Here is a 14,243-nt window from a genome sequence, read left to right on the forward strand (position 1 = left end):
GATGTACGGTTGTGATGCCTCAACCAAGTAAGAAAGCCGGCCTCTTCATAGGGCAGAGCAGTGGGCAACAAGCCCAGCGAACTGCAGACGAAACACCACGGTTGCCGGCGTCCTCGCGATGAGGAGATCGGCACCCGTGTTGGTTGTGTAGGCGACGACGGGAAACTGTGGATCGATCTGGTCAGGAGGACGTCGGTCGCGTTGGCCGTCATCAGTCCCAATAGTCGACGACGGACACACCGAGTCTGTCGAGCAGCGTATCGAGCTGCACTTGCCCTTCGCCTTCGTAAAGGGAGCCGATGGAGTCCCGTCCCGGGTTGAGGCGGAAGGCGTCCCGGCCTTGGCTCAGACGCTCTTCGAAGAGAACCATGACGAGCACTCGGGGCAATCGACTGACCTCTACCTGCCGGGAGTGCCAGATGATGCCGCTGAAATTCTGAGGCGAAGCATGGATGGCTTTGGCGACAGTGCGAGTGCAGGGGTAATGCTGGCTGGGGCTGGACGAGATCGCTGTCCGCTTCAGGCCAAGGTCATCCAGCTGCGGATCACGAAGGTCGGCAACCTTAAAAACTTCCGAAGCAAGCAGTTCGACGTGCAGAAGTCCGTGGAAGCTTTCCTCCTCAGCCTCCGGAATGCCGTCCACGTCGACATCGCGAAGGCTTCCTTCGAGGAGGGCAGCCTCCGGGGTTTCGGCGAGGTAGATCGCAGCAACACGGTTCCCGCCCAATTCGGAGTCGAACGGGGAGAATCGTGCGTTGCCGAACCCAGGGTTGAACTCCGTGCGTCCAAACCGGGAGTCATAAACGCGACTCCAGGCTGTGTCTGCGGGGATGGTCGTCGACGGCAGCTGGCCCTTGCGGGCCAGGTCAGTCAGTGCTCCGATCGCCACCGTGCACGTAGACGGCTCCGGACAGGTCAGGGCTTCGGGTTTGAACGCGCGACTCATGCGCCGGCTGGGAAGTCGAGGTCATCGATGTGCGCCTGGACCGAGTTTTCAACCACCTCTGGTTTCTCGTGGACCAGCTTGGCGGGGATGCGCCCGCTGAGCAGTCCAGTGGGCCGAGTACTCCATGCCCAGATTGCCCACGGTCGGACGCCGGCCTTGAGCAGCGGTTGGACGATGGTGCTGCTGACCGCCTTGTCGAGGTCGCCTTCGTCGTCGAGCTGAAAGGCGGGCACGAGGACTCGCCCTTGTGCCTCGACGGTGAATAGCCTCTGTTCGTGGCGCTGGCGCGATACCCACTGACGTGCAGCCTTTTCGTTGGAGTCGCGCATGTCAGCCACGGCCGAGTAAGTGGCCGCACCTTCACTCTCGAGGAGCCGCTTGCGAATCTCACCACTGCGGACCGCCTGGCGCTGAGTCGCTCCAGAAACGATCTGCGCATTGTCGACATAGTCCTGATCGATGTGCTTTCGCAGCGTGGCGCGACCGGAGACCCGGAGCCGTTTGCGCTGTTTGTAGAGTCGGATGGCGTCTTGAACTTCGTGTGGACTCAGCCCTTCGAAATCCACCTGCTCATCCTGGGCCATAGGTTGATGCGCCTGTGCAGTCATAGCAACCTCCTACTTCTGCTCTCCAGTGTAGCACTTGTGCAATTCCGGCAGCAGGTTATTCAATCGCTACATTTCGCCGTCAAGTTCGCCTGTCTTGGAGCAACTCCCCGAAGGGCGGAAAACTCTTCGCGGTTGACCTCGGGCCCTATAGATTGATCGCCACGACCGGGTCCGTAGTGGGTTGATCGGATCCGCCCTCCGGCTCGATGGTGATGCCGAAGACGCTGCCGTCGGTGAAAGTGTGGCCGCCGATCGTCGTCGATTCTCCGGTCATCAGTCCGGCGCTTTCTGGCCCCTCATCGCCGATCACCCACATCTGCATTGATTTCCCCTCTGGAGCCCGTCCGACACCGTCGGGGCTGATCCGGATGAGCTGTTCGGACTCCGAGGACGACACGGTGACCGTTCCTCCCTCCGGAAGCTCGTCCGTGCTCGTGCGCAGATCGTCGGCTTGCATCAGCCGTGTGGATTCGTCGAGCTGCCGCTGCGCGGCGGTGAGATCCTCCTCGAGCTGGTTCTGACGCTGCGTCTGCTGCCAGACGGTCACCCCGGATCCAGCCGCGACGATGAGCGCGGCCGCGGCGGCCGCATAAGGCACCCAGGAGCGACGACGTGACTCGCGGTGATCGGCCAGAGAGGTCGGAGGCGCGAGGGAGACCGGGTTCGCTGCAGTCGAGTTCGCCTCCGTATGCGTCGCCGGGCTCAGCAGCCCGTTCGTCGACCTCTGCTGCGCATGCGTTTGGGGGATGGAGAGAATCGCCTGTCGAGTCTCCGAGCTGACCTCGACCGGCTCGTCGGACTCGGCTGCTTCGGCCATGACGTCGGCGTAAACGGCGACCTCGGCACGGAAGTCAGCATCGGAATCGGCCAGCGTCTGAGCCTCGGCGAGCTCGGAGTCGCTGAGTCCGCCGAGCGCCAGGCCGGCGGCCAGATAGTCACGATCGGTGCTCATCGACTCGCCTCCAATTCCTTTCGCAGCTTCTTCATTCCGTCTCTGATCCGTGACTTGATGGTGCCCAGCGGCACCTTGAGGTTCTCCGAGATCTGAGCGTGGGTCAGACCCTGATAGAACGCCATGACGATCGGTCTGCTCTGATCCTCCGGCAGTCCCTTCAGCGCCGAGACTGTCCGGTCCGATTCCGCCCGGTCGATCACGGTCTGCTCGACCTCATCACCCGCCTCGGCGGTGGACCGCAGTCCATCGGCGAGGTCCCGGTCCTGCTGGGACTGGACGCTGCGCACGCAGTCGATGGCCCGTCTGCGACACAGAGTGATCAACCATGCCCGGCCCGTTCCCTTCGCGGGATTGAAGCCCGAGCACCGAGTCCACACCTCGGTGAAGCATTCCTGCAGGACCTCCTCGGCCAGTGACTGGCTCTTGACGATCCGGACGATCACGGCCATGAGGATCCTGGACTGGTTCGTGAAGAGTTCCTCGAACGCCGCCGCGTCACCCTCGCTGATCCTCAGCAGCAGCTGACCGCTGGGATCGGCCGAACCGTAGTCGCCAGACGTGGTGTCCGTTGAGGTGGGGGCCGGTTGCCGGGGTTGCGGCGCAGACTCCGGGGGACTGTGTCGAAACGTCGTCGGATCGTCGGAACTCATGCACCAATCTTCTCATCCCCCGAGCAGTGCCTGGCACGTTCGCCGGTGGTGAGAGGAGGAAAGAGGGGTGGCCAGGGGCCGATCGCGATATGAAGGATCGATCCCTGACCGGTGCTGCGAGGAGTATGGGATGTCAGTCCTTCGGCATCATCACGGCATCGACCATGTAGACCGTGGCGTTGGCGGTCTTGACTCCGCCGCAGACCAGTCCGGCATCGTCGAACTTCATGTCCTCGCCCTCACCGGAGATCTTGACCTTCGAGCCTTCGACGGTCTCGTGCTCACCGGCGATCTCATCGGGGGAGAGCTGACCGGGGATGACGTGGTAGGTCAGCACCTTCGTCAGCTGGTCCGAATCCTTGGCCAGGGCGTCGAGGTCGTCCTTCGGCACATCGGCGAACGCATCGTCGATCGGGGCGATGACCGTGAACTCGTCACCGTTGAGGGTGTCGACGAGGTCGACATCGGGATTGAGCTCACCCGAGACAGCCTTGGTTAAGGTGGTCAGCATTGGGTTGTTCGAGGCGGCAGTGGCCACCGGATCCTGGCCCATGCCCTCGACAGAACCGGCCCCGTCCGGGTTCGCCTCCGCGTAGGCCGAGCAGCCCTTGCCGACGAGGTCGGAATCGGCCATGGAGGAGTCGCCGGACTCGTCTGGCATCTCGGACTCGCCCGAGTCAGCGGGCTGAGATTCGGAGCTGCCCGATTCCGAACCGGACTCCTCCCCGCCGGAACCGGAATCCATTCCGCAGCCGCTCAGAGCCAACAGGCCGATGGCGCCGGCCGAGAGGATGGTGGCGGTGCGTGTGCGAAGCAGTGTCTTCATTGTTCTTCTCCTAATCAACAGTGATGCGTATTCGCGCACAGCTGTGAAGTGATCTCCATTGCTCGCTGTGTACTGGGTATTCGGTGCGGTGCCGGGATCGGATGGGCGGATGGAGAAGAAACCTGAGTAATCCTTCGCGGAACCGGCGGCAATCAGCCGACTCCCAAGCGGGCGAAGGCATCGCGGAAGATGGTCAGCGAGTCCAGACCCGGCAGCTTCTGGACGCTCTTGTCGAGCTTGTCCAGTTCGTCTGTGTGCTCTTGGAAGAGATGACTCATCACGTGCTTGACTTCGGCATCGTCCATCATCCCCGAGCCGACAGGCTTCCACAGCTTTCCCAGCGCCAGGCGCACGATCTTCTGAGCTCGTGGGTTGTCTTCGAGCCTCTGTCGTGCCTGAGTCGTGTAGAAGGCCACATGTCGAGTCTCCTGTTTGGCGATGCGCTCAAGCAGCGGAGAGAGCACCGGGTGGTCCTGCATCGCCGCCATCCTGCGATATCCGGCTGTGGCGGAGAGTTCGTTGGCCGCACCCCAAGCCATATGCACGGCAATGAAGTCCGTGCCCACCATGTTCGACAGCAGCGACTGCTTCGCGGGTCCCAGCGCGAGTTTCCACCCCAAGCTCATCCGCTTGGCTTTGACCTCGTCGTAATCGACGTGGATCCCGTGTTTCTCGAGCACGGCGGCCAATGCCTCTCCGTGCCAGAACTCCTCACGGTTCCACATGGTCATGAATGCCGCCGTGGCGTCCTCGCTGTGTGAAGGAGTGACGAGCAGCTCCCTGACGAAACATGTGGTGTGGTATTCGACGTCGCACATGTATCGCACCGACCGGAGAGTGTCTCTGTCCAAGGGCATGTCATCGAACACATCGAGATCCAGATCGGTCCAGTTCACCGCCTCGGACGTCTCGGCGTACTTGTCGAAGTCAAAGGCCATGGTTTCTCCCTGCTTGAGCATGGGCTCTGCGCGTCGAGCGCAGCGCCGCCGTCACTTGGTTCATCGAAGGCTGCGGGTTCCCCGGCAGGAACCGTCCGATCTCGGCATCCGAGTCGATCAGACGTCGTCTGTCGGAGGCAGAGGCGAAGATGCTTGTCAGAGCGCTGGCTTCATCCGGTTCGGGCACTCCGACGATCCTCAGAGGAGCCCACGGCCGCATGAGGTGAGCACGAGCGGTGAGGGCTTCGATCCGTGATCGTCGGATCCGAGCCACCGCCTCCGAACGGAAGAAGCGGACGATCGCCTCGCGCCGGTCGATGATCTCGGTCAGGACGCGAGCGGCTTCACCGCTGAGTCGTGTACGCACTGCCCGTTCAGCTGCCTGGAGGCCCGCCTCCTGTATCGCGAGCCTGGCCATGTGTCCGGCGGTGAGAGGTTCCTTGACCAGTCCGCCGACGACAGGTGCGAGGATCGGCAGGCCCCGTTCGACCCACATTCCGCGCAGTCTCCGTGACCTGCCCCCGCGAAGGTCCTCAGGGCTGAGGGTGGTTTCGAGCATGTCGCGCAGTGCCCGCGCCAACCAGTACCGCTCGTAGCCCCATCCCGTCACGAAGGCTGTGATTCGCGCTTCGTTGGACGTCCAGGAGGCGAACATCGCCCGGGTCTCGGCCAGCGCTGAGTTCTCCAGTCGCCATAGGAAGCCGAGATCGTGTGCCACGTCCTCGGTCATCTCGATGCGCTCGGGGTCGAATTCGATTCGTCCTCGAGCGTGAGCAAGATAGTCGTCGACATCGAATGCTGTGCGGAGCACGATGGGATGCTCTGCATCGGAGAACAGTCGTCCTCTGACGTGCCCGGGCGGATGTTCGATGAGGGGGTTGTGGAGTGTTCTGTCGCTTGTCACCATTCCATCACTTTCCATCGCTTCTTCAGTGCCAGGCCGTAGAGACCGAGATCCGGAGTGACGGCAACGGGACTGCCGACGAGTTCGAGCCATGCGGCATCGCCCAGAGAGTCGCCGTAGCCGGTCGAACGTCCCAGATCGGCACCCACAGTGTCGGCATATTTGCGCAGCCAGTTCGCCCGAGCCTCATCGACCAGCGGAGGGCTCGCGAGGAACCCCGAGAGAACACCGTCAGCGGTGACGTCCATCCGGGTGGCGACCACCTCGTCGAAGAGATCGGCCAGAGGTTCGACGAGGACGTCGAGAGCGCCCGTGAGCAGGACCGTTCGGTGACCGGCCGCGCGGTGCTCGTCGATGAGCTGCCGGGCCTGGGGGCGGATGGAGTCGCGGATCGTCTGCCCGAGGCGGCCGGTGACGGCCGCTCGGAGCTCATCGAGTTCGAAGCCCTGATACCGACGGTTGACCATGCGGATAAGGTCCGAACGGTCGCGGTACTCGGCGCGCAGCAGTCCGGGGACGACTCGGGCCATCGTTCCCATCATCGCCGGCCACTTGTAGATCGGCTGCGTGGCGCGCACGACCGCCGCGAACTGCTGCACGATGTTCGCCGAGATCACCGTCCCGTCGAGGTCGAAGACGGCCAGAGCCTCGGAAGTCGGCGGCAGGGGACGCGGAGTGGGCGGGGCCTCGCTCTGGCGGCGTCTGCGCGAATAGCTGCGGGTGAGTTCTGTGATCGCCGGGATGTGGACGTCCTGGAAGTATTCCGTCCAGTCGATCTCGGTCACGTCGAACCTGCGGTTGGTCGGGCAGTCCTCCGGCAGCCGCTCAAGCAGCCGTCTCGTGTTCGCATCATCGAAGATCATCTCTGTCTTCGTGTACTGCTGGTACAGGTCGGCGAACTGACGCAGCGACTTCAGTTTGGCATCGGTTCTGTGCAGCCGTGAAATCAGAGCGCGTGTGCGCGCCGAGGCGGGCAGCCGCTCGACGACTTCGCGGCCGACGCCCGTGACCAGTTCCTTCAGCCGGATGCGCTGTTCGATGAGTTCGGAGCTGGGGAAGCTCCATTCGGGCACCACCGTGGGAACCCCCTCTGTGTCAGGCAGGGGATGGGCGAGGAAGTACTCGCGGACGGTTCCGACCAACTGGTGGAACGGCAGGGGATTGCTCGTGCCCGAGACGACCTGGTAGTAGTCCGAACGACCTCGATCCGGCTGTCCGGAGCTGCTGTCGTGCTCTGCCGGCTGCCGCTCGAGAGGACCCTGTTCGGCAAGGGCGAGGATGACATTGACGACATAGTCGACGGGAATGATGTCGAGCACCGAATCGGCGTGCCCGGGGAACTCCGAGAGGCTTCCTTTGGCGTAGGCCATGATGAGGGGGTCAGCGACTTTGAAGCCGTCGATCCACCCGGGGCTCGGTCGACGGAACGCGGATTCGATGATGGACGGGCGAACGAACGAGACCTGATGCCCCTCGGCGGCCCATTCTTCGCCGATCCGCTCGGCAAGCGCCTTGGTGAAGGTGTAGATGTCTGTCCACCCGAGGGACTGGGCACGGGTGCGTCCGAACTCGACGAGTCGATCCCGCACATAGCTCTCCCTGGCGGCTTCCGCCCCGGCGGCCACCGATTTCGGGCCCATCCGAGAGCTCTGTGCTTGGGCTGTGCGGATGAATCGACTCAGATTCTCGGGCTGTCTGGATTCGGACTCGACGCTGGTCCTGGCCTGTCGGGCCGCCCGGGACTCATCGCCATGATCGACGGTGTGGGGCAGCCGGGACTCCTGCACGAGGCCCTTCGCGATGCCTCCGACATAGGCTGTCGAGACATGGATGACGTGGGGGCTCTGATCCGATTCCCGCAGAGCGGCATAGAGTCGTTCGACGCCCCCGACATTGGTGTCGAACGCCTCATCGATAGCAGCGTCGAAGGACACGCTCGATGCGGAGTGGATGACGACGTCGAAGCGATCGGTCAAGGGCGGCAGATCAGCGAGGTCTCCCTCGAGGGCCGTGACCCGTGAATCGAAGGCCTCACGCACAGTCTCTTCGCCGACCCGATCGATCCAGGACGCGAAGACCGGCTTGCCGAGCAGCCGCTGCAGACGATCATGTCCCGAGTGGGTTCCGCGGGGACGAACGAGTGCGGTGACGGCGACGTGCGGGTCGCTTTCGAGCAGCGCTTGGAGCAGCGCCTGACCAAGGAACCCTGTGGCACCGGTCAAGAGGTATCGGCTGGCGTACATGCGGAAACCTATCGGGTAGAGAATGCGATTCGGTGGAAGCGCGGACGTGGTTTACACGATTGATTCGGTGCGGACCGGTGTTTGGATGCCTGTATCGTAGCAATATGAATGTGGCCCTCATCACCGGAGGCACTGCGGGGATCGGTGCGGCTTTCGCCCGCGCTTTCGCCAGACGTGGTGTCAGTCTTGTCCTCGTCGCTCGGGACCCCGGCACCCTGGAGTCGTTTGCCGAGCAGCTTCGCGCCGACTACGGCGTTCATGTCGAAACGATCGCGGCTGACCTCGCCGACCGAGGTGCCCAGGCTCGCGTGGCGGCTCGGATCGAGGAGCCCGGTTCGGAACCCGATATCGACATCGTGGTCAACAATGCGGGATTTTCGGTCCGATCGAGCCTGCTCAGCCCGGATGTCACCGAACATGATCGCGGCTTCGAAGTGATGCAGCGCGCTGTGCTGATCATCGGCGGTGCCGCCGCCAGAGCGATGAAGCATCGAGGGCGGGGATGGATCATCAATGTCTGCTCCGTCAGCGCTGGGCTGACGCAGAATAATTACACCGCCATCAAAGCGTGGACGCAGAACTACTCCGAGGCGCTGTCGGTCCAGACTGCGGGCACAGGCGTGAATGTGACCGCTCTGGTGCCCGGATGGGTGCGCACTGAGTTCCATTCCCGAGCCGGCATCGCTGGAACGTCGATTCCCGACCTGCTGTGGATGGATGCGGACATGCTCGTGGAGGGGTGCTTGCGAGACGTCGCTCGCGGGAAGAGGATCTCGGTGCCGCAGCTGCGGTGGAAGATGATCTCGTCGACGCTTCGGGTGCTGCCGCGTCCGGCAATCCACCGTCTGTCCGCTCTGCTCACTTCTCGTCGGCAGCAGGAGGGGTAGGGCGGCGACGCTCGACCGGTCGAAGAAATTCGGGGAAATGCCCATCCGAATGCGATAGCGGCTCCGAACCAGTGGAGATGACTGATCACACTCTCTCCCCGCCGGCGCCGCCGAAGTACCGGTCGCGCACGCGCTCCGCGCTGCGATTCCTCCTCCAACGTGTCCTCTTCCGGGGCCTCGTCCGTTCGACGATCACTCCGACGGTGAGTATCGCTCCAGGAGTGCGCAAGCTCGACCGAGGCTTTCTCGTGATTGCCAACCACACCTCACACCTCGACGCGCCCATGATCGCGCAGAGCCTGCCGCGCAGACAGTCGCGGTTCCTTGCGACCGGAGTCGCCAACGACTACTTCTTCACCGTATGGCACAAGCGGCTCTTCGTCCGGTGGCTCTTCAACGCGTTTCCGATCTATCGCGAAGGATCACGCGGCAGCGCGCATCTGCCCCGCGCTCTGCTGCGCTCGGGTGTGCCGGTTCTGCTGTTTCCCGAGGGCGGTCGGCAGAAGTCAGGCACGATCGCTGATTTCAAGGTCGGGTCGATCAAGCTGGCAGTCGACTCCTCTGTCCCCATCGTTCCGACGGCCGTCGTCGGAGGCTACGAAGCGATGCCCAAAGGCTCCGCCTGGCCGGTGCCGGGCAGGCCACCTGTGCATGTGGTCTTCGGTGAACCGGTCACCGCCCGATCAGAGGAATCGCTGTCTGAGCTCACCGCGCGGGTGCGGCAACTCGTGGCGGAGCTCTTCGCCGCGGGAGCCGATGACATCGGTGTCGGCAGTGCACACGCCGAATCGCCGGAAAGGACGAAGAAATGAGAGAACCCATGAGAATGCAGGACGTCAAGCGGCATCGCTGGTGGGGCTGGGGAGCAGAAGGAGTCGACTTCCGGTGGGAGACCAAACCCGACTTCGCTGCGATCGCCAAAGACAAAGTCGGTCTCGACCTCTGGAATGCTCCGCGGCCGACCACGCCGGCGCTCAGCGATCTGAACATACCCGAGTCTCGTATGACATCGACGCTTCTCGACGAGCTCGGCGCCGTGGTCGAGTCGGACAATGTCAGCGTCGACGACGAACTGCGCGTGGTCCATTCGTTCGGCCGCTCCCTGCCGGACCTCTACCGGGTGCGCCACGAGCCGATCACCCGCCTCGTCGACGCCGTTGTCTACCCCGGCAGCGAGGATGAGATCGCCGCTGTCCTCGCTCTCGTCCTCGAGCGAGATCTCGTGCTCATCCCCTATGGCGGCGGCTCGTGCATCTCCGGCTCAGTGACCCCGAGTCCGGATGAGGAGCGTCCCATCGTCTCGCTGAATCTCGGGAGGATGCGTCGAGTCATCGACATCGACGAGTATTCGGGCCTCGCCCGAGTCGAAGCCGGAGCATACGGGCCCGACCTCGAGGAGCAGCTCAATCTTCGCGGATGGACGATGGGTCATTTCCCCGACTCGTTCAGCTATTCGACCCTCGGCGGATGGGCGGCGACCCGGTCATCGGGAATGCAGTCGGACAAGTACGGTGACATCGAAGACATCGTGCGTGGACTTCGCGTCGTCCACCCTCGTGGCGTCATGGTGAGCAAGCCCATTCCGGGCCGCGATTCGGGCCCGTCGGTGCACGAGATGGTCCTCGGCAGCGAAGGACGTCTCGGCGTGATCTCGGAATGCACGGTGCAGGTGCATCGACTGCCGAAGGTGCGACAGGTCATCGCCTACCTCTTCCCCGATTGGGCGAGTGGGGTCGAGGCCATGCACGACATCGCCCGGTCCGAAGTCACACCCGCGTTCACCCGTCTCTCCGACGGGCCCGAGACTCGGTTCAGTCTCGCGATGGTCTCTGAGCCGAGGGGCGTGAAGGCAACGATCGCGGCTCGCGGTCAGGACGCCCTGTTCGCCTACCTGCGGTCCAAAGGATGGGACACGACAGAAGGCATGTGCCTGTCATACGTCTGCTTCGAAGGGTCGAAGGAGCGCGTGGCACGTGAGAAGGCCGAGGTGAAGGAAATCATCGGTCGCCGAGGCGGAATCAGTCTCGGCTCCGGGCCCGGCACCGTCTACGATCAGAAGAAGTTCGACACCCCGTATCTGCGCGACTTCCTGCTCAACTACAAGGTCTTCGGCGATGTCTGTGAAACGGGAGTGACGTGGGGAGATCTCAAGAACGTCCATGCTCGAGTGCACGAGCGATTCCGCCAGACCCGCAGTGGGCAGGGCGGACCGGGGTTCATGTTCTGCCATCTGTCCCACAGCTATCACGGCGGCGCCTGCCTGTACTTCACCTTCGCGATTCCCTACACGGATGAGGGCACGGCGCTGGCGGAGTATCAGGACGTCAAGGACAGCATTCAGCAGGAGTTCATCGACTCCGGCGGAGGCCTGTCGCACCACCACGGAGTCGGCACCGAACACCAGCCATGGCTCGTCGACGACATCAGCGAGCCGGGGGCATTCTTGGTCGATGCCGTATTCCGAGCCACCGACCCCGGACAGAACCTCAACCCGGGGAAAGTCCTCGGCGATCGGGCTCCGTCCTGAGGAGGTTGGTCTCGCTGGGCTGCACGCATCCGCATCCTCACCGTCCGGCGAGAATCTCCTGCAGGCCGACAGCCTCGACGGGCAGTCGATCGGCACTGCACAACGCAGCGACATACGGTCGAGGGCATGTGAGCCGGGAGATGTTCAGTGCGTCGAGTTCGGAATTTCCGGGGGCCGCGATCGTGGCCGTCCATTGTCCGTGCGGGCCGATTCCCGACGGCAGGTTCATGATTTCGATATCACTGGGCGGCACAGACAACCCGTGCCCGGTGGTCTTCACCGCGGCTTCCTTGCACACCCAGAGGTCGACGCGCTGACGCACGGAATCGCCGCCCTCGGTCAGAGTCTCCGTCGGGCCGAGGACGTAGTCGTCGAAGCCTGAGAAGACATCGGGAGGGACCTGTTCGATGTCGACTCCGATCGGTGAGGTCCCAGGCGCCGAGGCGATCGCCACGGCCCCGTTCGACCGAGACAGGCTGAGCTCCGCCCCGGGGACTGTCGGCTTGCCATGAGGGCCGCCGCACGTGCGACAGCGGCGTGTCAGTTCCAATTCGCCGGCCTCTTCGAGGTCGACGCCGAGGCGGCGAGCCGCCATGAGTCGAAAGATCAGATGCGCCCCTCGGAACGCGGCCCGATCGGAGGGTCTGCGAAAGCGGTCCGCGCGAGCGGCCTCGTCCGGTGATAACAGCGAATCGAGCCACGGGTGCTCGGCGAGCACCCGTTCGATCGCTGCTATGTCGCTGATGAGGTATTCGATCGGGGCTCTCGTCATCTCCGACTGATCCGACGGTACTGGGAGACGGCGATGGGAGAGAAGACGGCGATGACCGCAACGCAGCTGAGGATCGCATAGATGACGGCGTTGTCGGCCGCCCAGCCCGTGCTGGTGACGAACCCGACCGGCGGTGGGTTGCCGAACAGTTCTCGGACGCTGGTGGCGACCGCGGTGATGGGGTTCCACGCGGCGATCGTCTGCAGCGGGCCGGGAAGGGTGTCGATCGAGACGAAGGCTCCGGAGATGAAGGTGACGGGGAAGAGCCAGATGAGGCCGAGGCTCTGTGCCACCTCGACGCTCCTGGCCGTCAATGCGATGACCGCACCGATCCACGACATGGCGAAGCTGAAGAGCAGCAGGAGCGTGATGCCCAGCAGGGCTGAGCCGAATCCCTCGGTGATGCGCCATCCGATGAGCAGACCGCAGATCATCGTCACCGCCACGGAGATGAGGCTGGTGACCAGGTCCGAGGATGTTCTGCCCAGAATAACGGCGACCCGTGACATCGGCAGCGAACGGAAACGGTCGATGAGTCCGAGCTGGAGGTCCTTGGCGAGGTAGACGGCGGTGAAGGAGGAATTGAAGGTCAGCGTCTGAGCCAGGATCCCGCCGATGAGGAACTCCCGGTACGGCCCGCCGCCGAGGCTGCCGCCGAAGACGAACGCGAGGAGGAAGACGAAGATCACCGGCTGGACGACTCCCGTGACCAGGGCGCCCGGAGTCCGACGGACGGTGAGCAGATTGCGCCAGGCGATGACGGAGCTGTCGCGAGCGGCGGAGACGAGTGCGGTCATGCTCCCACCTCGGCGGTGTCTGCCGGTGTCCGTGCGGGCCTCGCCGAGGTGGGCTGTCCGGTGAGATCGAGGAACACGTCGTCGAGCGTGGGACGGCACAGGGCCGCCTCGGTGACGGAATGCCCCTCTTCATCCAAGGCGGCAAGGACCTGCAGAAGATCCCTCTGTCCCAGAGGTGCGGACGCGGTGATGCGCAGTCCCGACGAGTCCGTCTGCGGGTGGGCGGAGTCGCCGATGATGCGGTCGAGGATCCGCAGGGTTCTGTCGAGGGAGTCGCGGTGGGTCAGCGTCAGTGTGATCCGTTCGGCACCGAGCTTGCCCTTGAGGTCCGTGGAGGTTCCCTCGGCGATGACGTGTCCGGAGTCGATGACGGCGATGCGATCGGCCAGCTGGTCTGCCTCCTCCAGGTACTGGGTCGTCAGCAGCACTGTGGTGCCGCCTCTGACCAGAGTGGTGATGACCTCCCAGGTGTCGAGACGTGCGCGCGGGTCGAGCCCGGTGGTCGGTTCGTCGAGGATGACGACCGGCGGGCGCACGACCAGGGCCGAGGCCAGGTCGAGTCGTCGCCGCATGCCTCCCGAATAGGCGCCTGCGCGTTTGCCTGTGACGTCGCTGAGACCGAATTCGGCCAGCAGCTCGCGGGCACGGGCCGCCGATTCCCGGCGGCTCATCCCGTAGAGGCGGGCGACCATGACGAGATTCTCGTAACCGGTGAGCTTCTCATCGACGGCCGCGTACTGGCCGGAGAGGCCGATGCTGCGGCGGACGGCAGTCGGATCGGCGGTCACCGAGTGGCCTGCAACGACGGCAGTGCCGGAGTCGGGGCGGATCAGTGTGGACAGTACCTTGACGGTCGTTGTCTTCCCTGCTCCATTGGGGCCGAGGAGACCGAAGATCTGTCCCTCCTCGATGTCCAGGCTGATGCCGTCGAGAGCTCGAAAGGCCCCATAGTTCTTCCTCAGGTTCTCCAGGCGAATCACTATGAGGCGATCTCGGCGAGCCGGCGCGGAGTGATGTCCGTCCAGTTCTCCTCGACGAATTCGAGGCAGTCGTCGCGGCTGGCCGGTCCGAACACGAGGACCCATCCCGTGGGCACATCGGCGAACGACGGCCACAGCGAATGCTGCTGCAGGTCATTGACCAGCACGCGGAAGGTCCCTGTTGTGTCATCGAAGGGGTTATTCACGGGG

15 protein-coding genes are annotated in these 14,243 nt (G+C 63.8%); 3 read left to right on the plus strand and 12 right to left on the minus strand.

What is annotated here, in order from left to right; all coding sequences use genetic code 11:
- Positions 1–211 precede the first annotated feature (211 nt).
- The 8 genes from ACSBQT_RS03595 to ACSBQT_RS03630 all read right to left on the minus strand — a co-directional run bounded on the left by ACSBQT_RS03595 (position 212) and on the right by ACSBQT_RS03630 (position 8,070).
- The gene (locus ACSBQT_RS03595; RefSeq protein ID WP_435000899.1) at positions 212–946 is read right to left on the minus strand and encodes an RES family NAD+ phosphorylase; all 735 of its coding nucleotides are present in this window, start codon (positions 944–946) and stop codon (positions 212–214) included.
- The gene (locus ACSBQT_RS03600; protein WP_435000900.1) at positions 943–1,554 is read right to left on the minus strand and encodes a hypothetical protein; all 612 of its coding nucleotides are present in this window, start codon (positions 1,552–1,554) and stop codon (positions 943–945) included. The genes ACSBQT_RS03595 and ACSBQT_RS03600 overlap by 4 nt, the downstream gene beginning before the upstream one ends.
- Before the next feature lie 145 nt (positions 1,555–1,699).
- A complete protein-coding gene (locus ACSBQT_RS03605) occupies positions 1,700–2,506 on the minus strand; it encodes an anti-sigma factor domain-containing protein (protein ID WP_435000901.1) in 807 nt (268 codons plus the stop codon).
- On the minus strand, positions 2,503–3,159 hold the full coding sequence (locus tag ACSBQT_RS03610) for a sigma-70 family RNA polymerase sigma factor (protein ID WP_435000902.1): 657 nt from the start codon (positions 3,157–3,159) through the stop codon (positions 2,503–2,505). Before ACSBQT_RS03610 ends, ACSBQT_RS03605 begins: the two co-directional genes overlap by 4 nt.
- A gap of 133 nt (positions 3,160–3,292) precedes the next feature.
- Entirely contained in the window at positions 3,293–3,985 is a 693-nt protein-coding gene (locus ACSBQT_RS03615) for a fasciclin domain-containing protein (RefSeq protein WP_435000904.1), read from the minus strand.
- A gap of 152 nt (positions 3,986–4,137) precedes the next feature.
- Positions 4,138–4,923 (minus strand): ferritin-like domain-containing protein, encoded by a 786-nt coding sequence (locus ACSBQT_RS03620; protein WP_435000905.1) that lies wholly within the window; start codon positions 4,921–4,923, stop codon positions 4,138–4,140.
- The gene (locus tag ACSBQT_RS03625) at positions 4,913–5,830 is read right to left on the minus strand and encodes a hypothetical protein (RefSeq protein ID WP_435000906.1); all 918 of its coding nucleotides are present in this window, start codon (positions 5,828–5,830) and stop codon (positions 4,913–4,915) included. The genes ACSBQT_RS03620 and ACSBQT_RS03625 overlap by 11 nt, the downstream gene beginning before the upstream one ends.
- Positions 5,824–8,070, minus strand: coding sequence for an HAD-IB family hydrolase (locus ACSBQT_RS03630; RefSeq protein ID WP_435000908.1), 2,247 nt, complete (start codon positions 8,068–8,070; stop codon positions 5,824–5,826). The genes ACSBQT_RS03625 and ACSBQT_RS03630 overlap by 7 nt, the downstream gene beginning before the upstream one ends.
- Before the next feature lie 104 nt (positions 8,071–8,174).
- On the opposite strand from ACSBQT_RS03630, the gene ACSBQT_RS03635 reads away from it, so the two are divergent.
- The 3 genes from ACSBQT_RS03635 to ACSBQT_RS03645 all read left to right on the plus strand — a co-directional run bounded on the left by ACSBQT_RS03635 (position 8,175) and on the right by ACSBQT_RS03645 (position 11,484).
- Entirely contained in the window at positions 8,175–8,957 is a 783-nt protein-coding gene (locus tag ACSBQT_RS03635; protein WP_435000909.1) for an SDR family NAD(P)-dependent oxidoreductase, read from the plus strand.
- A 77-nt stretch (positions 8,958–9,034) separates the two neighbouring features.
- Positions 9,035–9,769, plus strand: coding sequence for a lysophospholipid acyltransferase family protein (locus ACSBQT_RS03640; RefSeq protein WP_435000910.1), 735 nt, complete (start codon positions 9,035–9,037; stop codon positions 9,767–9,769).
- Positions 9,770–9,783: 14 nt separating this feature from the next.
- Positions 9,784–11,484, plus strand: coding sequence for an FAD-binding oxidoreductase (locus tag ACSBQT_RS03645; protein ID WP_435000960.1), 1,701 nt, complete (start codon positions 9,784–9,786; stop codon positions 11,482–11,484).
- Between the two features lie 37 nt (positions 11,485–11,521).
- On the opposite strand, the gene ACSBQT_RS03650 is transcribed toward ACSBQT_RS03645, so the two are convergent.
- From ACSBQT_RS03650 to ACSBQT_RS03665, 4 genes are read right to left on the minus strand one after another with little or no spacing between them, the layout of a single operon-like run.
- Complete coding sequence (locus ACSBQT_RS03650) at positions 11,522–12,256, minus strand: 4'-phosphopantetheinyl transferase family protein (RefSeq protein ID WP_435000911.1); 735 nt, start codon at positions 12,254–12,256, stop codon at positions 11,522–11,524.
- Positions 12,253–13,053 (minus strand): ABC transporter permease, encoded by an 801-nt coding sequence (locus ACSBQT_RS03655; RefSeq protein ID WP_435000912.1) that lies wholly within the window; start codon positions 13,051–13,053, stop codon positions 12,253–12,255. Before ACSBQT_RS03655 ends, ACSBQT_RS03650 begins: the two co-directional genes overlap by 4 nt.
- A complete protein-coding gene (locus ACSBQT_RS03660; protein WP_435000913.1) occupies positions 13,050–14,033 on the minus strand; it encodes an ATP-binding cassette domain-containing protein in 984 nt (327 codons plus the stop codon). The genes ACSBQT_RS03655 and ACSBQT_RS03660 overlap by 4 nt, the downstream gene beginning before the upstream one ends.
- Positions 14,033–14,239 carry an MbtH family protein gene (locus ACSBQT_RS03665; RefSeq protein WP_435000914.1) on the minus strand — a complete coding sequence of 69 codons (207 nt, stop codon included), beginning with the start codon at positions 14,237–14,239 and terminating at the stop codon, positions 14,033–14,035. Before ACSBQT_RS03665 ends, ACSBQT_RS03660 begins: the two co-directional genes overlap by 1 nt.
- Positions 14,240–14,243 lie beyond the last annotated feature (4 nt).

Source organism: Brevibacterium sp. H602 (genome assembly GCF_051172395.1).
In the GTDB taxonomy this organism is placed as follows: Bacteria; Actinomycetota; Actinomycetes; order Actinomycetales; family Brevibacteriaceae; genus Brevibacterium.